Below are 23,641 nucleotides of genomic sequence, written 5' to 3' on the forward strand. Positions count from 1 at the left end.
CTATAGCCAATTTCAGTATGCTGATGAGACCCGAGCAGCCGGCGCTGCCGCTGATTTGATCGCACAGGCTCCGAACCGAGGAGGACAACATGACCACTTACGACGGTAGTTCACGGTTGCGCGCCGATGGTTTGTCCGCGCCGCCATTTTGGATCTGCGTTCTGCTTGGATTGGTGATGATTGCGGCAGGAGCCCTGGTGTTGGGTGACGTCGTGCTCGTGACTGTGATCAGCACGATGTTCATCGGCTGGATCTCGATCGCCACGGGCGCCTTCGAAGTGGTTCACGCGTTCTGGACCAAGGGATGGGGCGGATTCATATGGCAGGTGCTGCTGGGCATTCTGTACATCGCCTTCGGCGCGGCGCTGGTGAGCCAGCCCGTCGCCAGCGCCTTGATCCTCACCTATGTCCTCGGCCTGTTGCTGCTGATATCCGGCATCGTTCGAATTCTGCTGGGCTTCGGCCACTGGAGAGAAGCCGGCTGGATCATGCTGCTGTCGGGATTGTTCGGAGTCCTGGCTGGCCTCGTCATTCTGACGGGATTCCCGATGACCGGTCTGTGGGTGCTCGGATTTGTCCTCGGCGTCGACCTGATATCTCACGGCATCGCGTGGCTGGCTTATGCGTGGCGGCCGGCGGCGAAAACGGCATAAGGGAGTGGTCGCTATGGTTGCACGTGCTGACGAAGGGCCCGTTTTTCTCGCGAAAAAACTCGGCGGTCTGATTCTGATCGTGCTGGGATGCATGCTGCTGGTCGCAGGCATGAACCTCGAGTCAACGGCGTTATCGTTTCTTGGCGTCCTGTCCCTGATTGCCGGCGTGATCTTCTGGGTTCTCAAGATCATCAAGCGCAATGAGAACAGTCAGACCAGATAACCAGATCAGAGAACGGGGAACACGCGGCTATGAGAATGTCTTGCCTGAGAATATTCCCCGGCAGCTCCGTGCTGGCAGTTCTGGCTGCAATTGGAATGAGCTTCTCCGCCCCGCCCTCCGCGCAGGCTCAGCAAGCTGCATTATTTCAGAACGTCAGGATCTTCGACGGAAAGAGCGGCGCGCTTTCAGCGCCGTCCAACGTCCTGATCCGAGGCAACACGATAGAGAAGATTTCGACGGCGGCGATCGCGGTCGACGCTCAAACCGCAACGATCAATGGTGCCGGCCGCGTCCTGATGCCGGGCCTGATCGATGCGCATTGGCACGCGATGCTGATCCGCACGAACCCGGTAGAGGCGTTCGGTGACGTCGGCTTCAACAATCTGGTAGCTGGCGACGAAGCGACAGACACGTTGATGCGCGGCTTCACCACCATTCGCGATGTGGGCGGGCCGGTGTTCGGTCTCAAACGCGCCATCGATGAAGGCATCGTCAAGGGCCCGCGTATCTATCCGTCCGGCGCCATGATCACTGTCACGAGCGGGCATGGGGATTTCCGGCAGCTGACTGATTTGCCGCGGACGATCGGCGGCATGCTTACCCGCATGGAACAGATCGGCGGCGCCATCGTTGCTGACAGCCCTGACGAGGTGCGCGTACGCGTACGCGAACAGCTCATGCAGGGCGCCTCACAAGTCAAGTTGACGGCGGGCGGCGGAGTGTCGTCACCCTTCAGTCCGATCGACGTGAGCACCTTCACGGAGGCGGAAATGCGCGCCGCGGTCGAAGCGGCAGAAAATTGGGGGACCTACGTCGCCGCGCACGCCTTTACGCCGGCTGCGATCCGGAGCGCTATTGCGGCCGGCGCGAGGTGTATCGAGCACGGTTTCCTGATGGACGACGCAACCGCAAAACTGATCGCGGACAAGGGTGTTTGGCTGAGCATGCAGCCACTGCCGGAGGGAATGAGGCTGGGCCTTCCTGAGGGTTCTGTGCAGCGAGCCAAAGCGGAAGAGGTCTGGCCCGGGATAGCCCGCGCCTATGAGATGGCGAAGAAATACAAGATCAAGACGGCGTGGGGCACGGATGTGCTGTTCTCCCGCGAGCTGGCCCAACAACAAGGGGCAATTCTGGCCTCACTTACCCGTTGGTACACCCCTGCCGAAGCGCTGGTCATGGCGACATCGACAAACGCCGAACTGCTTGCCATGTCCGGGCTTCGCAATCCTTATCCCGGCAAGCTCGGCGTGGTGGAAGAAGGCGCGCTGGCCGACCTGTTGCTGGTGGACGGCAACCCCGTCGATAACATCAAGCTGATCGAAGACCCCGCCAAAAATTTCGTCGTCATCATGAAGGATGGGAAAATCTACAAAAACCTGCTTGGCGCGGGCAAATAGGACACCTCATCCATCGCAGTGCCATGTTCGTTTTGATCGATCAATATTCGCAACCGCGATAGTTCGAGGCCTCGCAGGCTTGCGCCATCGCACGTGCGGTGGAGATTGATGGTCCGCGACACATCGCACAGGCCGGCCCTGGCCCCGGCATCGCCGCGTTTCCCCGCAAGGCTGACCACATGAAGGCGCCGTTCGAATAGCGCGGAACGCTCTCGCGATTCCGCCTCCCAGCATGTTTTCATTTTTGCCTAAAGCTGCCAAAATCCATGGGGCTGCGAGGGATGACTGCCAGGCAAAACGACCGGATGCGGAATGCAGGAGACGCGCGATGTCGGAAACCGACAAGGTGTTCGCAGGCTCGATCCCGGAAAACTATGATCGCCATATGGTTCCGCTGATCTTCGAGAGCTACGCGCGGGACCTTTCACAACGCGTCGCCATGCTGGCGCCCAAGGCCGTGCTGGAAACCGCGGCCGGCAGCGGCGCGGTCACGCGCGCGCTGGCGCCAGTCCTTGCCGCTGATGCCTCCTATGTCGTCACCGACCTCAATCAGCCGATGCTGGATTATGCGAAATCAAGACAAGGCGCGGACAGCCGCATCATGTGGCAGAAGGCCGACGCCCAGGCATTGCCGTTCGAGGACGCCGCGTTCGACCTGGTCTGTTGCCAGTTCGGCGTCATGTTCTTTCCCGATCGCCCATCCGGCTACCGCGAGGCCCGGCGCGTTCTCAAGCCGGGCGGCTATTTCCTGTTCAATGCCTGGGATCGCATCGAGGAGAACGTGTTCGCGAGTGACGTCACCGACGCGCTTGCGACGTTCTTTCCGAACGACCCTCCCCGCTTCATGGCGCGCACGCCCCATGGCTATCACGACACGTCACTGATCCGCAGCGACCTGGCAAAGGCCGGCTTCACTGATGTGACGATCGAGACCCGGGAGGCGCAGAGCCGCGCCCCTTCTGCCCGCTATGTCGCGCTGGCCTATTGCCAGGGAACCCCGCTGCGCAACGAGATCGAAGCACGGGGGGCGGACCGGCTCGAGGCTGCGACCGACCATACGGCCTCGGTGATCGCCGGCCGGCACGGCAGCGGCGAGATATCGGCCAAGATCCAGGCCCATGTCATCCTCGCCCGGACCTAGCCCTGCCGAGCCGATTCAATGCGTCTTTTTACCCACCCGGCGCATGCCAAGTCCTGGGTAATTGGGGTTGGATGCCCTCCCGAAATTCGCTACTAGTTGCCCCGCCGGTAATTCGGACGGCTTGGGGACACGGAATGACCTATTGTTGCGGAGTGCTGGTACGGGACGGTCTGGTCATGATCGCGGATACCCGCACCAATGCCGGCCTCGATAACGTCTCGACCTTTCGCAAGCTCCACATTTTCTCCAAGCCGGGCGACCGCATCATGGCGATCGCCAGCGCCGGCAATCTGGCGATCAGCCAGTCGGTGCTCTCGACCCTGACCGAAGGCATCGAAGACCCGCATACCGGCGAGGTCGAAACCCTGATGAACGCGCCGACCATGTTCCAGGCCGCGCAGCGCATCGGCCGCGCCATCCGCAGCGTCCACGCCACCGAAGGCGACGCGCTGCGGTCGGAAGACGTTTCCTTCGACGTCTCGTTCCTGTTCGGCGGCCAGATCAAGGGCTCGCGGATGCGGCTGTTCATGGTCTACACCGCCGGCAATTTCATCGAATGCACCACGGACACACCCTATTTGCAGATCGGCGAGCACAAATACGGCAAGCCGGTGCTCGACCGCGCCATGCATTACGACGTCGAACTGTACGAGGCGCTGAAGACCAGCCTGATCTCGATGGATTCGACGATGCGCTCCAATCTCGGCGTCGGCCTGCCGATCGACGTGCTGGTGGTGCGCGCGGATGCCTGCGAGGCCGACCTCAACCACCGCATCGAGGCCGGCGAGCCCTATTTCCACGATTTGCGTTCGCGCTGGTCGGCCGCGCTCCGCGCGGCGCACCAGAATATTCCAAGACCACCCTACAAGTCAGAAACAGAAACAAAGAAGTAAAGGCGAGGAAACAATGGCCGAAGCAACAAACAAGATCGCAGTCGTCACCGGTGCGGGCACCGGCGTCGGACGCGCGGCATCGCTAGCGCTGATGAATGCCGGCTTCACCGTGGTGCTCGCCGGGCGCCGCATGGAAATGCTGGAAGAGACCAAGAAGCTCGGCGACAATATCGGCAAGAGCCTGTGCGTTTCCGCCGACATGACGAGCCCGGCCTCGATCGCCGCCCTGTTCGACAAGGTCAAGGAAACCTACGGCCGGCTCGACGTGCTGTTCAACAATGCCGGCATGGGCGCGCCGCCGGTGAACTTCGAAGATCTCACGCTTGAGCAGTGGCAGGCGGTGGTGAACACCAACCTCACTGGCCCCTTCCTGTGCACCCAGCACGCCTTCCGCATCATGAAGGACCAGAACCCGCGCGGCGGCCGCATCATCAACAACGGCTCGATCTCGGCGCATGCGCCGCGGCCGTTCTCGTCGGCCTACACCTCGACCAAGCACGCCATCACCGGTCTCACCAAGGCCACCAACCTCGACGGCCGCATGTACGACATCGCGGTCGGCCAGGTCGATATCGGCAATGCCGCAACCCCGATGACCGACCGCATGGTCGCCGGCCCCGGCGTGATGCAGCCCGACGGCACGATGAAACACGAGCCGCGCATGGACGCGAAAGCGGTCGGCGACGCGGTGGCCTACATGGCCGGCCTGCCGTTAGACGCCAACGTGCTGTTCATGACGGTCATGGCAACCAAGATGCCGTTCGTCGGGCGGGGCTAGCCAAATCCACCGTCGTCGTCCCGGCCTTGAGCTCAGATGCGCAATTGCGCATCGGGGGACCCATACTCCGCGGCGGTGATTGGGTAACGAGGCCTCTACCATTCGCGTTCTCATCGAGAATGCACGGCGTATGGGTCCCGGCTCAAGGCCGGGACGACGTGGTGATGGGTCGTCCGCCTACTCCAGCTTCTCCACATCGCGCAGCGTCGGAAACAGCTTCATCCACAATAGCGCGATCGCAATCGTGCCGACGCCGCCGAGCACGGCGGCCGGCATCGCGCCGAACAGTGCCGCGGTGACGCCGCTTTCGAACTGGCCGAGCTGGTTTGACGCGTTGATGAACAGGAAATTGACCGCGCCGACCCGGCCGCGCATGTCGTCGGGCGTTGCGAGCTGCACCAGCGAGAAGCGGATCACCACGCTGACGACGTCGGCGGCGCCCAGCACCACCAGTGCCAGCACCGACAGCCACATCCAGTGCGACAGCGCAAACACCACCGTCGCCACGCCGAACACGATCACGGCCTGAAACATCCGTATTCCGACGCGGTGGTTGATAGTGTGGTGCGCGAGGAACGCGGTCATCAGCAGCGCGCCGATCGCGGGCGCGGCGCGCAGGATGCCAAGACCGAGCGGGCCGGTCTGAAGGATATCGCGCGCATAGATCGGCAGCAGCGCCGTGGCGCCGCCGAGCAGCACCGCGAACAGATCGAGCGAGATCGTGCCGAGGATGGCCGGGTTGTTGCGGACGAATTTGACACCGGCAAAGATATCATCTGATGTCGCGGCATCCCGCACAACGGCCGGCTGTATCAGCCGGATCGCGCCCATGATTGCGGCCCCGAACAGCAAAAACGCCGCCATGACCCCGTAGGCCGCACTGGGTGCGAGGGCATAGGCCAGCCCACCCAGCGCGGGACCGGCGATGGTGGCGATCTGCCCCGCGCCGCTCGAAACCGCGGTGGCGCGCTGCAGCGAGCCTTTCGGCGCGATCAGCGGCAGCAGTGCAGCCAATGCCGGGCTTTCGAAGGCCCCGGCTATACCGAGCACAAAGGACGCAATGAAGATCTGCGTCACGTTAAGAATGCCCGCATAGGCGCCCCAGGCCAAAAACAGCGCCGTCAGCCCCTCGGCGATCTGGCAGAGTTGCACCACCCGTTTGCGTTCGTAGCGGTCGGCGGCATGGCCGGCCACGAACAGAAACAACGCCGTCGGCAGGAATTGAACCAGTCCGATCATGCCGAGATCGAATGCGCTGCCGGTCATATCGTAGACCTGCCAGCCGATGGCGACGGCCCCGATCTGGCTGGCGAAGCGCGACAGGCTGCGCGACAGCAGAAACGACAGGAAAGAGGGATGCCTGAGCAGATCGCCGGCGCCGACAGGCATCAGGGAAGACATGGTGAGGCCGGTATCCTGCTTCTCGAAGCGTGAGCCGTGGCCCCGCTTGCATCGTTGATTACGCCGTGAACGACCCTGGTCCCCCTGTCAATGGCCGGCGGCGAAGGGCTGCCCGGCATTGCGCTTGCAAGTCCCCCGCTGCCATAATCGACCGGGGGACTTTGAGATCATGCTGCAACTGCAATCGGCTTTCGGCGTGCTGGCGTTGCTGGCGATCGCGTGGGCGCTCGGCGAGAACCGCCGCGCGGTGTCATGGCGGCAGATGGCGATCGGGCTTGCGGTCACCGTGCTCACCGCGCTGGTGCTGCTCAAGCTGCCGCTGGTCGCAAAGGCGTTCGGCGCCATCAATGACGCGGTCAATACCATCGCCGCGGCGTCCCGCGCCGGCACCTCCTTCGTGTTCGGCTATCTCGGCGGCGGCACGCTTCCTTTCGACCTCAAGGCGCCGGGCGCCGATTTCATCCTGGCGTTTCAGGCGCTGCCGATCATCCTCGTCATGAGCGTCCTGACCACACTGCTGTTTTATTGGCGGGTGCTGCCGCCGATCGTGCGCGGCATGGCGTGGCTTTTGGAACGCACGCTCGGCGTCGGCGGTGCGGTCGGCCTTTCCGCCGCCGCCAACATCTTCCTCGGCATGGTCGAGGCGCCGCTGTTCATCCGCCCATACCTTTCGCAACTCACCCGTAGCGAATTGTTCATGGTCATGACCGGCGGCATGGCGGGAATCGCCGGCACCGTGCTGGTGCTCTACGCCACGTTTCTGGCGCCATTGATCCCGGACGCGGCCGCGCATTTCGTCATTGCCTCGGTCCTCGGCGCACCCGCGGCGATCCTGGTCAGCCTGATCATGGTGCCGGAGACGTCGGACAAGCGGACTGGCGGAATGCTGGCCGCTCCCGATACGGAGGTGAAGAGCACCATGGATGCGATCGTCAGGGGCACCACTTCCGGACTGGAGCTGCTGCTGAACATCATCGCGATGCTGCTGGTGCTGGTAGCATTGGTCTATCTCGCCAACGCCATCCTCGGCCTGTTGCCCGAGATCGGCGGCGCGAAGATTTCGCTGCAGCGGCTGCTCGGCTATCTGATGGCGCCGGTATGCTGGCTGTTGGGCCTGCCGTGGTCGCAGGCGATCACGGCGGGAAGCCTGATGGGCACCAAAACCGTGCTCAACGAGTTGATCGCCTATGTCGATTTATCGAAGCTCGGTCCTGATGCGCTCGATCCGCGGTCGCGGCTGATCATGCTCTATGCGATGTGCGGCTTTGCCAACTTCGCCAGCCTCGGCATCATGATCGGCGGCCTCGGCACCATGGCGCCCGACCGCCGCGAAGAAATCAACGCGCTCGGGCTGAAGTCGATCGTATCGGGCACGCTGGCCACTTGCCTGATGGGCGCGATCGTCGGGGTGATGAGCTAGGACGCGCACGCCGCTTCATCGTTGGAATTCGCTGTGTGAGGTTCGCTGTGTGAGGCTCCTCACAGCGACAACGAGCCGCACCGGCTACTCTGCGACAGTGACATGAGGGAACGCCTTCCCAAACGATTCCAGGAGAGTGACATGAACAATCAAATCCGGGACCTTGGTCCAACGAAGCCGAGCAACGAACGCGCCAAACGTTCGCTCATTGACGTCGAAATGGAACTTGGCGAAGAGGAATTGTCGAACGTATCCGGCGGCAGCTTGCATTTGACGTGCGCAAAGGGACAGCATTTTGCGACGGGCAGGATCACCTGTTGAATGCAGACGTCCCCATGCGCCATGCTGATGGCGCTATCGCGCCAAATCGATCGTGTCGAGCAACCCGACCACCTGCCTGATGGGTGCGATCGTGCGGTTGTGAGCTAGCGGGCAATGGCAAAAATCGACGAGGTGTGGCATACTTCACATGCAGATACTTCACCTCGCATTACGGTTACGCTGAAGTACAGGATATCCAGCAGCCCGAGCGACGAAGACCGCCGCACCTATCGTCGCCGACGACCGCGAACGGAGGCGCAGGGACAATGCAGGACACGATGCGGCTATACCGCACGCTGTTTGGTACGCGCGCGTATGTCCGCTCGCTATGCGAAGGCGCCGCCTTCCTCACTGCCAGCAGCATCGCGATCTTCGCCGCCGTCACCTATGCCACGGTCCATGCCAGCAACCACGTCACCGATTTTGTGCTGAGCCGCGTCGGGCCCTACAACGTCCGCTTTCTGTTCATCTACGGTACGTTCACGGCCTTCGTCATCACGGCGGGGCTGCTGGCCTGGCGGCCGAACCGGTTGCCGTTCGCGCTGAAGGCCACGGCGCTGTTCCTGGTGGTCCGCGCCGTCTTCGTGGCGCTTACCCACATGGCGCCGTCGCCGATCGACCCGCAGCAGCCGGCGCCGTTTTTCAATTCCATTTTTTACGGCAGCGATCTCTTCTTTTCCGGTCACACCGGAATGCCGTTCCTTGCGGCGCTGGCGTTCTGGCACATCGTGCAATGGCGGATATTCTTTCTCGCGCTGACCGCGTTCTTCGGCGCGATCGTGCTGCTCGGCCACTATCACTATTCGATAGACGTGCTCGCCGCACTGTTCATCACCCACGGCGTCTTTCAAACATCGCGCTGGCTATTCAGCCGCGACTACGCGTTGTTTCGCTCCACCGAAAACCAGGCGGTGCAACGGCCAAAGCGGGGAGTTCGCAAGCGTGTCGAAAAATGGGTCGAGGAGCACAGTCCAAAGCGCCCGACATTGGTCCCCGTCGACGGAACCGCACGTGCGTCTGAATCGTTCGCGCTGCACGCCGTCGGTGAAGACCCCGACGATGGCACAGGCCATCGTCGGAGATGATCAATGGGCGCCCTCACAGATACCGCCCTCTCTACTCCGCGCTGCTGACCAGTTTCATCCGCGGCTTCACCGCCTCGATCATGCCCTGATAGGTGTTGACATAGTCGAGCGCCATTCGGCGAGCCGTAAAGCGCGTCTCGAAATGCGTGCGAATGGCCTGGCGATCCAGTTCCCCGAGCCGCCCGACATCAGCGACCGCGCTGATTTCATCCTCGACGATGAAGCCGGTCTTTCCGTCGTCGATGATTTCAGGAACCGATCCACGGTTGTAGGCGATCACGGGCGTGCCGCAGGCCATGGCCTCGATCATCACGAGGCCGAACGGCTCCGGCCAGTCGATCGGCAGCAGCAGCCCGATTGCCCCGCTCAGGAAACCGGCTTTCTCGTGGTCCCCGATTTCGCCGATAAACTCGACCAGCGGATTAGCCATCATCGGCTTGATGATCGCATCGTAATATTCCTGGTCCGCGCGATCGACCTTCGCCGCGATCTTGAGCGGGATACCGCAGCGTATCGCGATCCTGATCGCCCGGTCCACGCCCTTCTCCGGCGCGATACGGCCGAGGACGGCAAGATAGCTCGGCTTCACGACTTGGGGCGTCAGCAGATTTTCCGGCAGGCCATGATGGATGGTGCGGATGAAATTCGCCTGCGGCACCGGACGCCGCTGCGCATTCGAGATCGAGACCAGAGGTATCGACGAAAACGTCTTGAACAACGGTTGATGTTCGGGAAGGTCCAGCCGCCCATGCAGGGTGGTCAGGAACGGCGTCGGTTGCCGTGCGAACAGCGAAAAAGGGTAGTAGTCGAGGTGGAAGTGAAGAAAGTCGAATTCTTCGTCGTCGCATTTCTGCCTTACTCGCTCGAGCATCAGCATGTGCAGCGCGTTGGCGTCGCGAACCGATCCATCCAGCCTCAGCGCCTTCGGCCATGCGGCCTCTAACTTTCCGGATGTTCGGGAATCGCCGCTGGCGAATAGCGTGACCTCGTGGCCCAGAGCGACCAGTTCCTCGGTCAGCCAATAGACGACACGTTCGGTGCCGCCATACAGCCTGGGCGGAACAGCCTCCGTCAACGGAGCAACCTGCGCGATGCGCATCCTAACAACCTCCTGATCTCTGACTCTGCTTTGAAAGCCCTCAGCCCCTCGTGGCGCGGCATCGCCAAGTCGGGAACGTTTACGCACCTGCGAAGTTCCAAGATGATGCGCACTTCGCGCACACTGTCGTCTTGCTCATGACATCACATGTGATCAGGCTCTTCGGACCGACCTTGCTGCGGAATTGTTGTGCAGATGAGGCGCAGCTGCGTCCTCGGGATGATCCTCATCAAGACCGGCTCCCGGCAATCGGCGATCCGCTAGGGATTCTCGTTTATCTCCAACAGGTTTAACAGGCACATGGACAATCTTTCGGGATATGCAAACCGCCCTTTCCACTTCGTCATGCGCTATCTGCGTCAGCGGCGCACGTCGCATCTGGTGATATTGGTCGCGGTTGTTGCCGCCGTTGCCTGCTCGGTCGGCACCCAATACGGCGTGAAGTATCTCGTCGACGCCCTCGCCGCCGGACCGGCGCATAGCGCCGGTGTATGGCTGGCATTCGTTTTTCTCATAGCGCTGATTGGTTCCGACGTTTTGCTGTGGCGGATCGCGAGTTGGACAGCGAGCTTCACCTTTGTCGGCGTCACCGGCGATCTGCGCCGCGACATGTTCCGCCATTTGACCGGGCATGCCCCGAGCTATTTCATCGATCGGCTGCCGGGCATGCTGACAAGCCGGATCACCGCCACTTCGAATGCCGTCTTCACGGTGGAGAACATGTTCGTATGGAACGTGTTGCCGCCCTGCATCGCCACAATTGTGGCAATTGCTCTGATTGGAACCGTCAGCCTGCCGATGGCCGCCGGCATGGTCGTGATCGCAAGCGTGGTCCTCATCGCCATGTTCCGGATCGCGGCCGCTGGCAAGCCGTTACATGACGACTACGCCCACAAGGCCGCCGCCGTTGACGGCGAAATGGTCGACGTCATCAACAACATGCCGCTGGTGCGAGCCTTCTGCGGGCTCGACCATGAGCACAACCGTTTCGACAACACCGTCGACCGCGAATTGACCGCGCGAGGCCGAAGCCTGCGCTATCTGGAAAAGCTGCGGCTCATCCATGCGGTGATCACGCTGGCGTTGACGGTGGCCCTTTTGTACTGGGCGGTCACGCTATGGCAGAGCGGCAAGGCCACGACCGGCGACGTGGTGCTGGTCTGTACGCTCGGCCTCTCCATCCTGCACGCGACCCGCGATCTTGCGGTAGCGCTTGTCGATGTCACCCAGCACACGGCACGGCTCTCGGAGGCGATCGCAACGCTGCTGCAGCCGCATGAACTGCGCGACCATCCCGAGGCCGAACCGCTGATCAAGAGCGGTGCGGCCATCACCTTCAGGAACATCTCGTTCGGATATCCCGGCGGTGTCCAGGTGTTCGACAAATTCAACCTGAATCTCAACCCCGGACAGCGCGTCGGCCTGGTCGGCCAGTCCGGCGGCGGCAAGTCCAGCCTGTTCGTGCTGCTGCAGCGCTTCTACGACGTGGACAAAGGCAGTATCACCATCGACGGCCAGGATATCTCGCGCGTCACCCAGCAAAGCCTGCGCGAGGCGATCTCGGTGGTGCCGCAGGACATCTCGATGTTCCACCGCTCCATCATGGAGAACATCCGCTATGGCCGCCCAACGGCGACCGACGACGAGGTTTTACGCGCGGCGATCGCGGCGCGGTGTGACTTCGTCGAAAATCTGCCCGACGGCCTTGCTACCATGGTCGGCGATCGCGGCGTCAAGCTCTCCGGCGGCCAGCGACAACGCATCGCGATCGCGCGCGCGTTTCTAAAGGACGCGCCGATCCTGCTGCTCGACGAGGCAACTGCCGCGCTTGACGGCGAATCCGAAGAGGCCATCCGCGATGCGCTCGGCCGCCTGATGCGCGGCCGCACCGTGATCGCGATTGCGCACCGTCTCGCGACGCTGCGCAATTTTGACCGCGTCGTGATGCTCAAGGATGGCAAGGTCATCGAGGATGGTCCGCCCGACCGCCTGATGCGTGAAACCGGCCCGTACCGGCAGCTAGTGACCCAGGAAATGAACCGTCTCGCGATCCACGCAGCCTGAATCGCGGCTCGAATTGAGACACAGTCAGATCGGCGTCGCGGCATGCGGAGCGGTATCCGCTAGAGCGTTTTCCAGCGAATTGGATACCGGTTGGCGTCAATGAAACGCGTCAAATCAAGAATCTAGCCCGTTCCGATTTAATCGGAACGGAAAAGGCTCTAGAGTTACAGGACAGAGGTTACGCATGGCCACCAAAGCCAACGTCCAGCGGGCGGATGCTCCGCTCGCGGAGCAGATCACGGAATCGCCGTTCTACATTCCCATGACCGGCCAGGCGGCACGGCCGCGCCGGACCCTCAAGCACGACGATACGTTCATCGTCCTCGACAGCCATGGCGACATCGGTGCCTCGGCCGGTGGACCCGATGGATTGTTCAATGCCGATACCCGCTATCTGGCGCGGCTCGAGCTCTTGCTGAACCAGACTCAGCCATTGCTGCTCGGCTCCAACCTGCGCGACGACAATTCCGCACTGACGATCGACCTCACCAACCCCGACATCTATGACGGCGACCGGATCGTCCTGCAGAAGGACCTGATCCACATCGTGCGCACCATCTTCCTGTGGCGCGGCACCGCCTATCAGCGGATCGCCGTCCAGAACCATGGCGACCGGGCGGCACACATTGATCTGACCTTCCTGTTCGACAATGATTTCGCCGATCTGTTCGAGGTGCGCGGCGCTAGGCGCCCGCGCCGCGGCACCGGCACCAGCGAACTGCTCAGCCCCGCCGATGTCAGGTTCGAATATCACGGCCTCGACGGCGAGGCGCGAACGACCAATCTGCATTTCGACCCGCGCCCGACCCTGCTGGCGGTGAACAGCGGCAGCTATCATTTCGTGCTCGAGCCGCAACAGCTTACGTCGGTGTTCGTGGCGGTGACCTGCAACTATGCCGCGGAGCACCGGCCGGCGCCGTTCATGCGTGGCCTGCTCGCACATCGCCGCGAAATGCGCCGTTCGACCGCGGGCGCCGCCAGCGTCGAAACCTCGAACAGCATCTTCAATGAGGTGCTGTGCCAGTCGATGGCCGATCTCAACATGCTGATGACCGACACCGCGCATGGCCGCTATCCCTATGCCGGCATTCCCTGGTATTCGACCACGTTCGGCCGCGACGGCCTGATATCAGCGCTGCAGATGCTGTGGATCGACCCGCGCGTGGCCTGCGGCGTGCTCAAACGGCTGGCTGCCTATCAGGCCAAGGCCGTCGATGCCCTGAACGACGCCGAACCCGGCAAGATCCTGCATGAAATGCGCGGCGGCGAAATGGCGGCGCTACGCGAAGTGCCGTTCGCGCAATATTACGGCAGCGTCGATTCCACGCCGCTGTTCGTGCTGCTGGCGGGATTCTATTTCGAGCGCACCGGCGACGAGGACACGCTGCGCGAGCTGTGGCCCGCGATCGAGGCCGCGCTGGCCTGGATCGACGGTCCCGGCGACCCTGATCGTGACGGCTTTGTCGAATATCAGCGCGCGTCCGAACAGGGCCTCGCCAACCAGGGCTGGAAGGATTCCTTCGACGCGATCTTTCATGCCGATGGCCAGTTGGCCGAGGGCCACATCGCCCTGTGCGAGGTTCAGGGTTACGTCTTCGCTGGCAAACGGCTGGCAGCGCGTTGCGCGCGCCAGCTTGGCTTTGCCGAGAAGGCGCGCAGGCTCGACGAGGAGGCAACCCAACTTGCCGCGCGCTTTGAGGAGGCGTTCTGGTGTCCTGACATGGGCACCTACGCGCTCGCGCTCGATGGCGCCAAGCGGCCGTGCAAGGTGCGGACATCCAATGCCGGCCAGCTTCTATTCACGGGCATCATTGGCGAGGACCGTGCGCGCATGGTCGCCGCCGACCTGATGCGGCCGCGCTTCTTCACCGGATGGGGCATTCGAACCGTGGCATCAGGCGAGTCCCGCTACAATCCGATGTCCTACCACAACGGCTCGATCTGGCCGCACGACAACGCGCTGATAGCGCTGGGCCTTGCCCGCTACGGCCTGAAACATTCCGTCGAACATCTGTTCAAGGGGTTGTTCAGCGCGGCGAGTTACATGGATCTCAGGCGGTTACCGGAATTGTTCTGCGGCTTCCACCGCGAGCGGCGGTTTGGCCCGACGCTCTATCCCGTGGCGTGCTCGCCGCAGGCATGGGCGAGCGCGACGCCGTTCACGCTGCTGGAAGCTTCGCTCGGCCTGGAATTCGATGCGCGGGCCGGCGAAATCCGCCTGCGTAATCCGCGTCTGCCGGAATTCCTGAACGAGGTCGTGCTGCGTGACTTGCGGCTTGGCGATTGCAGCGTGGATCTTCGCCTGCGCCGTCACGGCGACGATGTATCGCTCGAAATGATGCGGACGCGCGGCCGCGTTCAGGTCTCGATCGTGTTGTCGCGCTGACGGCGATCGTACTCGGGGAAATGGTGACGAAACCGGCTGCGGCCGGTTCGTCACCTCTGCGCAACAGCGAAGAGCTTCAGGAGACCGCATGCGTTCAGGGCAAAAGATCACGGCAGCCGTTCTGGTGTGGAGCGCGATATCCCTCGGCGCATTGGCGGTCGCACAGGAGCCAGACAAGGGCCCGCCGGCCCCCGCCGCACCAAGTCCGGCGGCAAAGGCCTCGCCGGATGCGCCGAAAGAACCGGTGCCCCCGCCTTCCGTCACGGTCATCCGCGCGGCGGACGCACGCGGGATTCTCGGACGCGATGTCCGCAGCACGGCTGGCGAGAACATGGGGCGCATCGTCGACGTGATCGTCGATCGCTCCGGAACCGTGCGCGCCGCGGTGATCGATTTCGGCGGCTTTCTCGGCGTCGGCAGCCGAAAGATCGTCGTCGACTGGAACGCACTCCACTTCGGACAAGTTACCAACAAGAAGGAAAGCATGACGCTCGAATTGACGTTGGAACAGGTCAAGGCCGCGCCCGAATACAAGGAAGATACGCCGATCGTGGTGCTCGGCGCCACCGGCAGTCTGCAACCCCTGCAATTCGACCACTGACGGAGGAGGAGAATTCCACTGTCCGCGCGCCCGAACCCATATCCCAAAGATCCTGCCAAGGATTTTGCCGGTGAGACGCGGGGTGCGCCGTCCGTCGATGAACGCGGCGACACGTCACCGCCGCCGGCATCGCCCGAGCCCCACCCTTCGGCGCAAAGCCAGCGCGGCCTCGACTGGTTCATCTTCTTTCTCGCCGACGTCCAGACCGGCTTTGGTCCGTTCGTCGCGGTCTATCTGACGACGCAGAAATGGACCCAGGTCGAGATCGGGCTGGTGCTGTCGATCGGCGGCATTGTCGGGTTGATCGGCCAGATGCCGGGCGGCGCCATCATCGACGCCGCCCGGAGAGAACGGCTGGTCGCCGGTTTCGCGGTCGCAGCGATTGGAGTCGCAGCGCTGGCCTATGCGGCATGGCCGATCTTTCCCGTCATCGCAGCGGCGGCGACATTGCACGCCATGGCGAGTTGCGTGCTCGGCCCGGCGATCGCCGCGATCAGTCTCGGATTGGTCGGACCGTCCGCGATCGGCGAACGGCTCGGGCGCAATGCCCGGTTCGCGTCAATTGGCAACGGCGTCGCCGCGGCGCTGATGGGTGCCTGCGGCTATTTCATCTCCAGCCGCTCGGTGTTTCTCGCCACCTTTGTTCTGGTGATCTTCACCATCATAGCGCTATCCCGGATCAGGGATCGCGAAATCGATCCGGAGCAGGCCCATGGCGCGATCGTCCGCGCCAAGCCGGATCCCGAAGCCACCAGCGTGCTGCATCTGTTGCGCCAGCGCCCGCTCCTGATCTTTGCCGGTGCCGTGATGTTGCTGCAGCTCGCCAACGCCGCGATGCTGCCCTTGATGGCCGGCATCGTGACGACGCGTTCGACCCAGTGGGCGCCGGTGCTGATCGCGGCGTGCATCATCCTGCCGCAAGCGATCGTGGCGCTGACCTCGCCATCGGTCGGCCGTAAGGCGCAACAATGGGGCCGCCGGCCGCTGCTGCTGATCGGCTTCACCGCTCTCGCCATCCGCGGCGTGCTGTTCGCAACCGTCACCGATCCCTATCTGCTGGTCGCCGTGCAATTCTTTGACGGCGTTACCGCCGCGGTGTTTGGCGTTCTCATCCCGTTGACTGTCGCCGACATCGCCTTCGGCAGCGGCCATTTCAACCTCGCCCAGGGCGTGGTGGGGACGGCGGTCGGCATCGGCGCTTCCTGCAGCAATATCCTGGCAGGCTATGTCAGCGACCATTTCGGACATAGCGTAGCCTTCCTCGGCCTGTCCGCCATTGCCTGCGTCGGGCTTTGTCTGATTGCGTTTGTGATGCCGGAAACGAAGCCGCCCCGTCATGCCCGGGCATAGCCGTCTGGAGGACGGCGTCGCTTACGCTCGCCTACGCCCCGGGCATCCACGACTTACTTCCTTTGCGTGAGACAAGACGTAGATGGCCGGGACTACAAGCCCGGCCATGACGAACACTAACATTCGCGCTCGCGCGGACTTACGACGATAATTCCACCGTCTTGAATTCCGCCGGCAAAATCACTTCCAGCAATTCGACGTCGTCAGAATAGTCCAGGATCAGATGCCTGATGCGCGGCGGCTGGGTCCAGCAGCCGCCCTGTTTCATCAAGGTCTCTCCCTGGCCTTCCATGTAGGTCTTCACCCACCCCTTGAGCACATAGACCATCTGGAATTCGACGTCGTGATAATGCAGTTTTGAAACTTCCTCCGGATTGCAGGGTCCGATCAGCCGGATCACATGCGCTTGCGCGAGGCCATGGGTCGCCGCGGCAATGCCGAGATCGCGGTACTGCGCATAGGTGCGCAGGCCGTCGGCCTTAAAATCCTCATCCCGATGATGGCTGATGGCGATGCGCTGTTTCGGCCGCGCCTTCGGCTTTGCTACGGCCTTGGCCGTTGGCTTGGCTGCCGCCTTCGATTTGGCTGTGGCGACGCGGCCTTTTGATTCGATGGTCTTGCGGGCTGAAGATTTGGCTGCCGTACCGAGGCCCGTCCATTTCTTCTTCACCGCGGTTTTGGCTGCGGCTTTCGATGTCGCTTTTTGCTTGGCCATTGGCGCCCTCCCGTTTGTTTGATGGCGGGAGGCTAACACAAAATGAAATTCGTAGGGTGGGTTAGGCGAAGCCGTAACCCACCGCCGTCGTGGCGACGAAGATGGTGGGTTTCGCTACGCTCTACCCACCCTACGAATCCTGTCCGCTCAATGCAGCCTGAACACGCCGTCCACAGCGCGAAGTTCTGCCGGCTTGATCAGCTTGGAATGCGCGACCGTGACCGAATACAGCGGGCCGTCGAGCTTTTCCTGCCAGAAGGCCAGAAAATCTTTCAGCGCCGGAAATTTCGGAAACAGATCATAATTCTGCCAGACGTAGGTTTGCAGCAGCGAGGGATGATCCGGCAGCCGATAGAGAATTTCCGCCGTCGTCAGCCCATAACCCAGCACCTGCTTCCGGAAATCGTCGGAAACAACCCCAACCCGCGAGACCATGCCAACCTCCATTGGTGGAAGCGCATTTCACGTGGTGGCCACACCGAGCCACCCCGGCGGAGATGCGCTCACATGAGAGAAATGTGACGCACGATACCCACCCATCACAAGCCTAAATGTTTAATGAACTGTTGAAAAATCACGCGTTAGCAGCAGCTTACCGCACGTGCTAATACGGGGTCGGCAGGCCGTTTACCTCGATTAATCATGATGAATGAAATTGGCAGCCGTCATATTTGAGTGCCAATTTTTCTGCTAGAAGCCCTTGTCCCCCGAACAAGACTGGCTTAAATCAGCCGCAGCCGAGCTAGCACTCGCCTGCTCGGACTGCCAAAATCCCAGAATTCGACAACAGTTGCAAAAACTTAGGAGGACTGCATGAAATTCCGTCCGCTTCACGACCGCGTCGTGGTCAAGCGCATCGACGCCGAAGAGAAGACTGCTGGCGGCATTATCATTCCGGACAGTGCCAAGGAAAAGCCCTCCCAGGGCGAAATCACCGCCGTCGGCCCCGGTGGCCGTGACGAAGCTGGCAAGCTGATCCCGATCGACCTCAAGGTCGGCGACCGCGTCCTGTTCGGCAAGTGGTCCGGCACCGAGGTCAAACTCGATGGCCAGGAACTGCTGATCATGAAGGAAAGCGACATCATGGGCGTCCTCACCGACGTTCCCGCGACCAAGAAGAAGGCCGCCTAAGCCAAACCCGCACACGCTCACCCCTGAGGAGCGCCTGCGAGGCGCTCCGCGACAAGGGTGAGACACCAAGTTCAACTCAGGGAAATCAAATATGTCAGCTAAAGAAGTCAAATTCGGCGTTGATGCCCGCGACCGCATGCTGCGCGGCGTCGACATTCTCGCCAATGCCGTGAAGGTCACGCTCGGCCCGAAGGGCCGCAACGTCGTGCTCGACAAGTCGTTCGGCGCTCCCCGCATCACCAAGGACGGCGTCACCGTCGCCAAGGAAATCGAACTCGAAGACAAGTTCGAGAACATGGGCGCGCAGATGGTGCGCGAAGTCGCCTCCAAGTCCGCAGATGCTGCCGGCGACGGCACCACCACCGCAACCGTGCTCGCGGCTGCGATCGTCCGTGAAGGCGCCAAGTCGGTTGCTGCCGGCATGAACCCGATGGACCTGAAGCGCGGTATAGACCTGGCTGTGGAAGCCGTGGTCGCCGACCTCGTCAAGAACTCCAAGAAGGTCACCTCGAACGAGGAAATCGCCCAGGTCGGCACCATCTCCGCCAACGGCGACGCCGAAATCGGCAAGTTCCTCGCCGACGCCATGAAGAAGGTCGGCAACGAGGGCGTCATCACGGTTGAAGAAGCCAAGTCGCTCGAGACCGAACTCGACGTCGTCGAAGGCATGCAGTTCGACCGCGGCTATATCTCACCCTACTTCGTCACCAACGCCGACAAGATGCGCGTTGAAATGGACGACGCCTACATCCTGATCAACGAGAAGAAGCTCTCCTCGCTGAACGAGCTGCTGCCGCTGCTCGAAGCCGTGGTGCAGACTGGCAAGCCGCTGGTCATCGTCGCGGAAGACGTCGAAGGCGAAGCTCTCGCCACCCTCGTCGTCAACCGTCTGCGTGGCGGCCTCAAGGTCGCTGCCGTCAAGGCTCCGGGCTTCGGCGATCGCCGCAAGGCCATGCTGCAGGACATCGCGGTTCTGACCGGTGGTCAGGCGATCTCGGAAGATCTCGGCATCAAGCTCGAGAACGTCACGCTGCAGATGCTCGGTCGCGCCAAGAAGGTGATGATCGACAAGGAAAACACCACCATCGTCAACGGCGCCGGCAAGAAGGCCGACATCGAGGCGCGCGTTCAGCAGATCAAGGCGCAGATCGAGGAAACCACCTCGGACTACGACCGTGAGAAGCTGCAGGAGCGTCTGGCCAAGCTCGCAGGCGGCGTCGCGGTGATCCGCGTCGGCGGCGCGACCGAAGTCGAAGTCAAGGAGCGCAAGGATCGCGTGGATGACGCGATGCATGCGACCCGTGCGGCGGTTGAAGAAGGCATCGTGCCGGGCGGCGGCGTCGCCCTGCTGCGCGCCTCCGAGCAGCTCAAGCGCATCAAGACCGCGAACGACGACCAGAAGACCGGCGTCGAGATCGTGCGCAAGGCGCTGTCCGCGCCGGCCCGCCAGATCGCGATCAACGCTGGTGAAGACGGCTCGGTCATCGTCGGCAAGATCCTCGAGAAGGACCAGTACAACTACGGCTTCGACTCGCAGACCGGCGAATACGGCAACCTGGTCTCCAAGGGCATCATCGACCCGACCAAGGTGGTTCGTGCGGCGATCCAGAACGCAGCGTCGGTTGCGGCTCTCCTGATCACGACCGAAGCCATGATCGCCGAACTGCCGAAGAAAAACGCGGGCGGCGGCGGTATGCCCCCCGGCGGCGGCGGCATGGGTGGCATGGACTTCTAAGTCCAGCCATCCAGGCGAACATCAAAGAATGCAAAACCCCGGCAGCGATGCCGGGGTTTTTGTTTGTTGGGGTTTTCGAAGGCCAGCAATCCCTCTCCGGGACGCGCCGCTTGGCGCTGGCCGCAGATGCGCAATTGCGTATCGGGGAATCCATACGCGCGATCGTGGTTATGACGGAGGATAATTTGTGGTCGCTTATCGTTCAACACGAACCCGCCGCAAGTTCATCCGCTCGCCCCGCCACCGCCCCGAAACGTCCCGTCAATACGGCTTCGCCCACGCATCGGCGGCGGCGATGATCTTGCCGAACAGTCGGCCGAGCTCGCGCCGCTCCGCAGGATCGAGCGTTTCCAGCATGGCTTTTTCGCGCTCGATAAAGCTGCCTATGATCGCGGTGTAGATGCGCTGCCCGGAATCGCTAAGATGCAGCACCCGCGCGCGGCTGTCGGCGATGTCGGTCTTCCGGGTAATCAGTCCTTTTTTCTGCAGCAGCTTCACCGCACCTGCAATGCTGGTCTTGGGCCGGCCGGTCACGATGCTGATCTGCTGGGCGTTCAGCCGCGGTTGCCGCGTCAGGCAGAACAATACGATCCATTCGGATCGCGTCAGCTTGAAAGACTTCTCCATCATCGCCACCAGCGGGCCGACGTAGAAATTGGCGATGTAATTCATCCGATACGCCAGCGGTATCGGATTGTCCTTCAGGATGGCGTCGAGCAGCAATCCGTGAAGCACGCGCTCTCCGGGCTGCCAACCGACATTCAACTCTTCCGTCGTTCCGGACTTGCGCTTTGCCGCCGCCTTGACCGCCATCGCCGCCACTCAATCCATCGTCAGATAGGTATTTATCGCCCGGTATAGGCTCATGTGATTCTTCTCGATACAGAGGAAGTGCGAGCCATCAGGTATTTCCAGTGAGGATTTTTCCACCGATCCGATCGCCGCTTCCAGCCGCTGCATGTCCGACGCCGTCGAGGTGGTGTCGCATGCGCCCCGCACCAGCAGGACCGGCGCCTCGATCGTTCCGGGTTCGTACAGGGGCCGGCCGTTGAACACCTCGACCAGATCCGCGAACGCGCCGTTCGGACACCGAAACGCTGGCGGATGACGCGATCCGGCGAGGACATCATTGCTGGCTGCCGCCTCAAACAACGCCTCCACCACCCCGTCCGCGCGAACGTCCGCGGGGTCACCGGGCCCATCGCTGTTCCAGCGCGCGATGACATCGGCCTCGGCGACGAGCCGATAGGCGCCGAAATGACCGGCCAGTTTGCTGCGGTCGGCGGCATCGCCGATGCGATGCAGCCACAGCGCGTTCTTCTCCGCAAACAGCGGCGCATACAGCACCAGCCTGCGGACCTCAGCGGCATGCCTGCTCGCGTACCAGCCTGCAACGATGCTGCCCCACGAAAACCCGATCAGGTCGATCGACAGGACTTTTCGCCTCCGCCGGATTTCGGTTATCGCCGCACCGACATCCTCGATCGCGTGCCGGGCGCGGCAAAACGGCGGATGCGCGGCCATGGGCGCATTCATCACACCGGTCTCGACCGATGCGCCATACCCCCTGACATCGATAGCATAGACGAAGCGGCCGCGCGCGAGCTCCTGCATCAGCGAGTAGCCCGCCACGGGCAGATCGAACAGCCCCGATCCGAACGTGGCGCCGTGCACCAGCAGCACCGGCGGAAGGATCGCCGGCCCAACGGGCTGCATCTCCCACAAGCCAAGCGCCGTCTCGCCGTCCTTGGCTGCGATCCGTAACAATCGTTTTGTCGTCATCGGCTTACCGCACATGCGAGAATCTGAATCATCCGACTGTCAGGCTATTCCAAGGTATATAGTGCGTCATCGTACTAAATAGTCCAAAATCGCTCTATAAAGTGAAGCCAGCGCCGGTTGGCGCCGCATTAAGCAGGCTTCAAAACAGGGGGAGATGCAACCATGCGCAACATCGCACTAGCACTTTTGATGGCGGCGGGCACCGCCCTCGCCGCGCCTGCACCCGGCTTGGCACGCGACACGGCGACGGCTTCATCCCGCGCAGGATTCGATACCGCGAAGCTGAAGGCCATCACCGGATGGCTGCAGGCCGATGTCGACAAGGGCCGAACGCCGGGCGCGGTGGTCCTGATCGCCCGCGACGGCCAGGTGCTGCTTCACGAGGCCGTGGGATGGCAGGACAAGGACAAGAAGGTCCCGATGGCGCGCAATTCCATTCATGCGATCGCCTCATCGACCAAACTGATCACCACCGTGGCGGCGCTTCGCCTGTTCGAGCAGAACAAATTGCAGATCATGGCGCCGATCGCACTCTACCTTCCCGAACTGAAAGACCTCAAGATTTCGGTCGAGAAGAAAGACGCCAGCGGCAATGCGACGTCCGAGCTCACCGCGCCAACGCGCCAGCCGACGGTTCACGATCTGATGACCCACCGCGCCGGATTCACCTACTTCTTCTTCCCGCCCAATCCGCTCCGCGCCAAATACCGAGAGCTCGGCATCGATCGCGTCGACAACATGTCCGCCGACGAAATGCTGAAGAAGCTCGCGACGCTGCCGCTGGCGTTTTCACCGGGCACCTCTTTCGAATATTCGATCGCGACCGACCTGCTCGGCCATATCATCGAGCGCGTCACCAAGAAACCTCTCGACGTCGCTCTGAAGGAGCTGGTGCTGGATCCGCTCAAGATGGGTGACACGACGTTTCACGTCCAGGGAAATGCGCTTGCGCGCTATGCGCGACCCTTGCCGACGGACCCTGACATGTGGGTGTTCGAATGGCTCGATGTGACGCGGGCGCCCAAGCGGTTCTCCGGCGGCGCGGGAATGGCATCCACCGCCGCTGATTACTTCCGGCTGCTGCAACTTCTCGCCAACGGCGGAGCGCTCGACGGCACCCGCCTGCTATCGCCGATGACCGTTCGATGGGCGCTAGCCGACCAGATCGGAACGATGCGCGGCGTGGCGCATCCTGGCGACGGTTATTCCTGGAGCCTGGTCAATCCGGTCCGGGTCAGCGTCGGCGGCGCGCCGTTCCAGGGCAATGTCGGCGATCTGTTCTGGGGCGGCATCACGGGACCGCGCTACTTCATCGACACCAAGGAGAATCTCGTCGGCATCGTCTTCGTCCAGGGGCCGTCGATCCGTGCCGCCTATCATGCCGAACTGAGAGCAATGGTTTACGGCGCGATGATTGCGAGCAAGAACGAGAAGTAACGCGCCCGCTATTTCCGCGGACGCCGACC

The 23,641-nt window shown here is 62.2% G+C and carries 21 protein-coding genes; 15 read left to right on the forward strand and 6 right to left on the reverse strand.

Going from position 1 to position 23,641, the window contains the following annotated elements:
• Positions 1 to 89: 89 nt before the first annotated feature.
• From JQ600_RS13445 to JQ600_RS13470, 6 genes are all read left to right on the forward strand, one after another.
• The gene (locus tag JQ600_RS13445) at positions 90 to 653 is read left to right on the forward strand and encodes an HdeD family acid-resistance protein (protein ID WP_212265880.1); all 564 of its coding nucleotides are present in this window, start codon (positions 90 to 92) and stop codon (positions 651 to 653) included.
• A 13-nt stretch (positions 654 to 666) separates the two neighbouring features.
• Positions 667 to 876: a hypothetical protein gene (locus JQ600_RS13450; RefSeq protein WP_212386915.1), complete on the forward strand. Its 210-nt coding sequence runs from the start codon at positions 667 to 669 to the stop codon at positions 874 to 876.
• A 95-nt stretch (positions 877 to 971) separates the two neighbouring features.
• Positions 972 to 2,273 (forward strand): amidohydrolase family protein, encoded by a 1,302-nt coding sequence (locus JQ600_RS13455; RefSeq protein ID WP_249135858.1) that lies wholly within the window; start codon positions 972 to 974, stop codon positions 2,271 to 2,273.
• Positions 2,274 to 2,601: 328 nt separating this feature from the next.
• Entirely contained in the window at positions 2,602 to 3,414 is an 813-nt protein-coding gene (locus JQ600_RS13460) for a class I SAM-dependent methyltransferase (protein WP_212386920.1), read from the forward strand.
• Positions 3,415 to 3,548: 134 nt separating this feature from the next.
• On the forward strand, positions 3,549 to 4,307 hold the full coding sequence (locus JQ600_RS13465) for a proteasome-type protease (protein ID WP_212265884.1): 759 nt from the start codon (positions 3,549 to 3,551) through the stop codon (positions 4,305 to 4,307).
• Positions 4,308 to 4,320: 13 nt separating this feature from the next.
• On the forward strand, positions 4,321 to 5,085 hold the full coding sequence (locus JQ600_RS13470; RefSeq protein ID WP_212265885.1) for an SDR family oxidoreductase: 765 nt from the start codon (positions 4,321 to 4,323) through the stop codon (positions 5,083 to 5,085).
• A 177-nt stretch (positions 5,086 to 5,262) separates the two neighbouring features.
• Here the strand turns inward: JQ600_RS13470 and JQ600_RS13475 are convergent, their stop codons facing one another.
• Positions 5,263 to 6,486: an MFS transporter gene (locus JQ600_RS13475; RefSeq protein ID WP_212465890.1), complete on the reverse strand. Its 1,224-nt coding sequence runs from the start codon at positions 6,484 to 6,486 to the stop codon at positions 5,263 to 5,265.
• Between the two features lie 169 nt (positions 6,487 to 6,655).
• Between JQ600_RS13475 and JQ600_RS13480 the strand changes: the two genes are divergently transcribed.
• Positions 6,656 to 7,906: a NupC/NupG family nucleoside CNT transporter gene (locus JQ600_RS13480; RefSeq protein ID WP_212265887.1), complete on the forward strand. Its 1,251-nt coding sequence runs from the start codon at positions 6,656 to 6,658 to the stop codon at positions 7,904 to 7,906.
• Between the two features lie 587 nt (positions 7,907 to 8,493).
• Positions 8,494 to 9,312 carry a phosphatase PAP2-related protein gene (locus JQ600_RS13485; RefSeq protein WP_212386922.1) on the forward strand — a complete coding sequence of 273 codons (819 nt, stop codon included), beginning with the start codon at positions 8,494 to 8,496 and terminating at the stop codon, positions 9,310 to 9,312.
• Positions 9,313 to 9,343: 31 nt separating this feature from the next.
• Here the strand turns inward: JQ600_RS13485 and JQ600_RS13490 are convergent, their stop codons facing one another.
• On the reverse strand, positions 9,344 to 10,411 hold the full coding sequence (locus JQ600_RS13490; RefSeq protein WP_212386924.1) for a glycosyltransferase family 4 protein: 1,068 nt from the start codon (positions 10,409 to 10,411) through the stop codon (positions 9,344 to 9,346).
• Positions 10,412 to 10,711: 300 nt separating this feature from the next.
• On the opposite strand from JQ600_RS13490, the gene JQ600_RS13495 reads away from it, so the two are divergent.
• The 4 genes from JQ600_RS13495 (at position 10,712) to JQ600_RS13510 (ending at position 16,812) form a co-directional block, all read left to right on the forward strand.
• Positions 10,712 to 12,475 (forward strand): ABC transporter ATP-binding protein, encoded by a 1,764-nt coding sequence (locus JQ600_RS13495; RefSeq protein WP_212386926.1) that lies wholly within the window; start codon positions 10,712 to 10,714, stop codon positions 12,473 to 12,475.
• Positions 12,476 to 12,659: 184 nt separating this feature from the next.
• Complete coding sequence (locus tag JQ600_RS13500; protein ID WP_212386928.1) at positions 12,660 to 14,861, forward strand: amylo-alpha-1,6-glucosidase; 2,202 nt, start codon at positions 12,660 to 12,662, stop codon at positions 14,859 to 14,861.
• An 88-nt stretch (positions 14,862 to 14,949) separates the two neighbouring features.
• The gene (locus JQ600_RS13505) at positions 14,950 to 15,462 is read left to right on the forward strand and encodes a PRC-barrel domain-containing protein (protein WP_212265893.1); all 513 of its coding nucleotides are present in this window, start codon (positions 14,950 to 14,952) and stop codon (positions 15,460 to 15,462) included.
• Between the two features lie 12 nt (positions 15,463 to 15,474).
• On the forward strand, positions 15,475 to 16,812 hold the full coding sequence (locus tag JQ600_RS13510; RefSeq protein WP_212387305.1) for an MFS transporter: 1,338 nt from the start codon (positions 15,475 to 15,477) through the stop codon (positions 16,810 to 16,812).
• Between the two features lie 139 nt (positions 16,813 to 16,951).
• On the opposite strand, the gene JQ600_RS13515 is transcribed toward JQ600_RS13510, so the two are convergent.
• Together JQ600_RS13515 and JQ600_RS13520 are read right to left on the reverse strand one after the other, a co-directional pair.
• On the reverse strand, positions 16,952 to 17,527 hold the full coding sequence (locus JQ600_RS13515) for a cupin domain-containing protein (protein ID WP_212386931.1): 576 nt from the start codon (positions 17,525 to 17,527) through the stop codon (positions 16,952 to 16,954).
• A 147-nt stretch (positions 17,528 to 17,674) separates the two neighbouring features.
• Positions 17,675 to 17,962: an usg protein gene (locus JQ600_RS13520; RefSeq protein WP_192734078.1), complete on the reverse strand. Its 288-nt coding sequence runs from the start codon at positions 17,960 to 17,962 to the stop codon at positions 17,675 to 17,677.
• Between the two features lie 378 nt (positions 17,963 to 18,340).
• Here JQ600_RS13520 and JQ600_RS13525 point away from each other — a divergent pair, with 378 nt between their 5' ends.
• Together JQ600_RS13525 and groL are read left to right on the forward strand one after the other, a co-directional pair.
• Positions 18,341 to 18,658 carry a co-chaperone GroES gene (locus JQ600_RS13525; RefSeq protein ID WP_027539690.1) on the forward strand — a complete coding sequence of 106 codons (318 nt, stop codon included), beginning with the start codon at positions 18,341 to 18,343 and terminating at the stop codon, positions 18,656 to 18,658.
• A gap of 91 nt (positions 18,659 to 18,749) precedes the next feature.
• Positions 18,750 to 20,393, forward strand: coding sequence for a chaperonin GroEL (groL, locus tag JQ600_RS13530; protein ID WP_212386934.1), 1,644 nt, complete (start codon positions 18,750 to 18,752; stop codon positions 20,391 to 20,393).
• A gap of 261 nt (positions 20,394 to 20,654) precedes the next feature.
• Here groL and JQ600_RS13535 read toward each other — a convergent pair whose 3' ends face one another.
• Positions 20,655 to 21,206 carry a MarR family winged helix-turn-helix transcriptional regulator gene (locus tag JQ600_RS13535; RefSeq protein ID WP_212386938.1) on the reverse strand — a complete coding sequence of 184 codons (552 nt, stop codon included), beginning with the start codon at positions 21,204 to 21,206 and terminating at the stop codon, positions 20,655 to 20,657.
• Positions 21,207 to 21,215: 9 nt separating this feature from the next.
• Entirely contained in the window at positions 21,216 to 22,175 is a 960-nt protein-coding gene (locus JQ600_RS13540; protein WP_212386941.1) for an alpha/beta hydrolase, read from the reverse strand.
• A gap of 162 nt (positions 22,176 to 22,337) precedes the next feature.
• On the opposite strand from JQ600_RS13540, the gene JQ600_RS13545 reads away from it, so the two are divergent.
• A complete protein-coding gene (locus JQ600_RS13545; RefSeq protein ID WP_212265898.1) occupies positions 22,338 to 23,612 on the forward strand; it encodes a serine hydrolase in 1,275 nt (424 codons plus the stop codon).
• Positions 23,613 to 23,641 lie beyond the last annotated feature (29 nt).

This window comes from Bradyrhizobium sp. AUGA SZCCT0176 (assembly GCF_018130145.1).
Classification (GTDB): Bacteria; Pseudomonadota; Alphaproteobacteria; order Rhizobiales; family Xanthobacteraceae; genus Bradyrhizobium.

Bases quoted from the DNA above. Each gene is read 5' to 3' on its own strand.
- JQ600_RS13445 (WP_212265880.1), top strand. From the start codon at position 90: ATGACCACTTACGACGGTAGTTCACGGTTGCGCGCCGATGGTTTGTCC.
- JQ600_RS13450 (WP_212386915.1), top strand. From the start codon at position 667: ATGGTTGCACGTGCTGACGAAGGGCCCGTTTTTCTCGCGAAAAAACTC.
- JQ600_RS13455 (WP_249135858.1), top strand. From the start codon at position 972: ATGAGCTTCTCCGCCCCGCCCTCCGCGCAGGCTCAGCAAGCTGCATTA.
- JQ600_RS13460 (WP_212386920.1), top strand. From the start codon at position 2,602: ATGTCGGAAACCGACAAGGTGTTCGCAGGCTCGATCCCGGAAAACTAT.
- JQ600_RS13465 (WP_212265884.1), top strand. From the start codon at position 3,549: ATGACCTATTGTTGCGGAGTGCTGGTACGGGACGGTCTGGTCATGATC.
- JQ600_RS13470 (WP_212265885.1), top strand. From the start codon at position 4,321: ATGGCCGAAGCAACAAACAAGATCGCAGTCGTCACCGGTGCGGGCACC.
- JQ600_RS13475 (WP_212465890.1), bottom strand. From the start codon at position 6,486: ATGTCTTCCCTGATGCCTGTCGGCGCCGGCGATCTGCTCAGGCATCCC.
- JQ600_RS13480 (WP_212265887.1), top strand. From the start codon at position 6,656: ATGCTGCAACTGCAATCGGCTTTCGGCGTGCTGGCGTTGCTGGCGATC.
- JQ600_RS13485 (WP_212386922.1), top strand. From the start codon at position 8,494: ATGCAGGACACGATGCGGCTATACCGCACGCTGTTTGGTACGCGCGCG.
- JQ600_RS13490 (WP_212386924.1), bottom strand. From the start codon at position 10,411: ATGCGCATCGCGCAGGTTGCTCCGTTGACGGAGGCTGTTCCGCCCAGG.
- JQ600_RS13495 (WP_212386926.1), top strand. From the start codon at position 10,712: ATGGACAATCTTTCGGGATATGCAAACCGCCCTTTCCACTTCGTCATG.
- JQ600_RS13500 (WP_212386928.1), top strand. From the start codon at position 12,660: ATGGCCACCAAAGCCAACGTCCAGCGGGCGGATGCTCCGCTCGCGGAG.
- JQ600_RS13505 (WP_212265893.1), top strand. From the start codon at position 14,950: ATGCGTTCAGGGCAAAAGATCACGGCAGCCGTTCTGGTGTGGAGCGCG.
- JQ600_RS13515 (WP_212386931.1), bottom strand. From the start codon at position 17,527: ATGGCCAAGCAAAAAGCGACATCGAAAGCCGCAGCCAAAACCGCGGTG.
- JQ600_RS13520 (WP_192734078.1), bottom strand. From the start codon at position 17,962: ATGGTCTCGCGGGTTGGGGTTGTTTCCGACGATTTCCGGAAGCAGGTG.
- JQ600_RS13525 (WP_027539690.1), top strand. From the start codon at position 18,341: ATGAAATTCCGTCCGCTTCACGACCGCGTCGTGGTCAAGCGCATCGAC.
- groL (WP_212386934.1), top strand. From the start codon at position 18,750: ATGTCAGCTAAAGAAGTCAAATTCGGCGTTGATGCCCGCGACCGCATG.
- JQ600_RS13535 (WP_212386938.1), bottom strand. From the start codon at position 21,206: ATGGCGGTCAAGGCGGCGGCAAAGCGCAAGTCCGGAACGACGGAAGAG.
- JQ600_RS13540 (WP_212386941.1), bottom strand. From the start codon at position 22,175: ATGACGACAAAACGATTGTTACGGATCGCAGCCAAGGACGGCGAGACG.
- JQ600_RS13545 (WP_212265898.1), top strand. From the start codon at position 22,338: ATGCGCAACATCGCACTAGCACTTTTGATGGCGGCGGGCACCGCCCTC.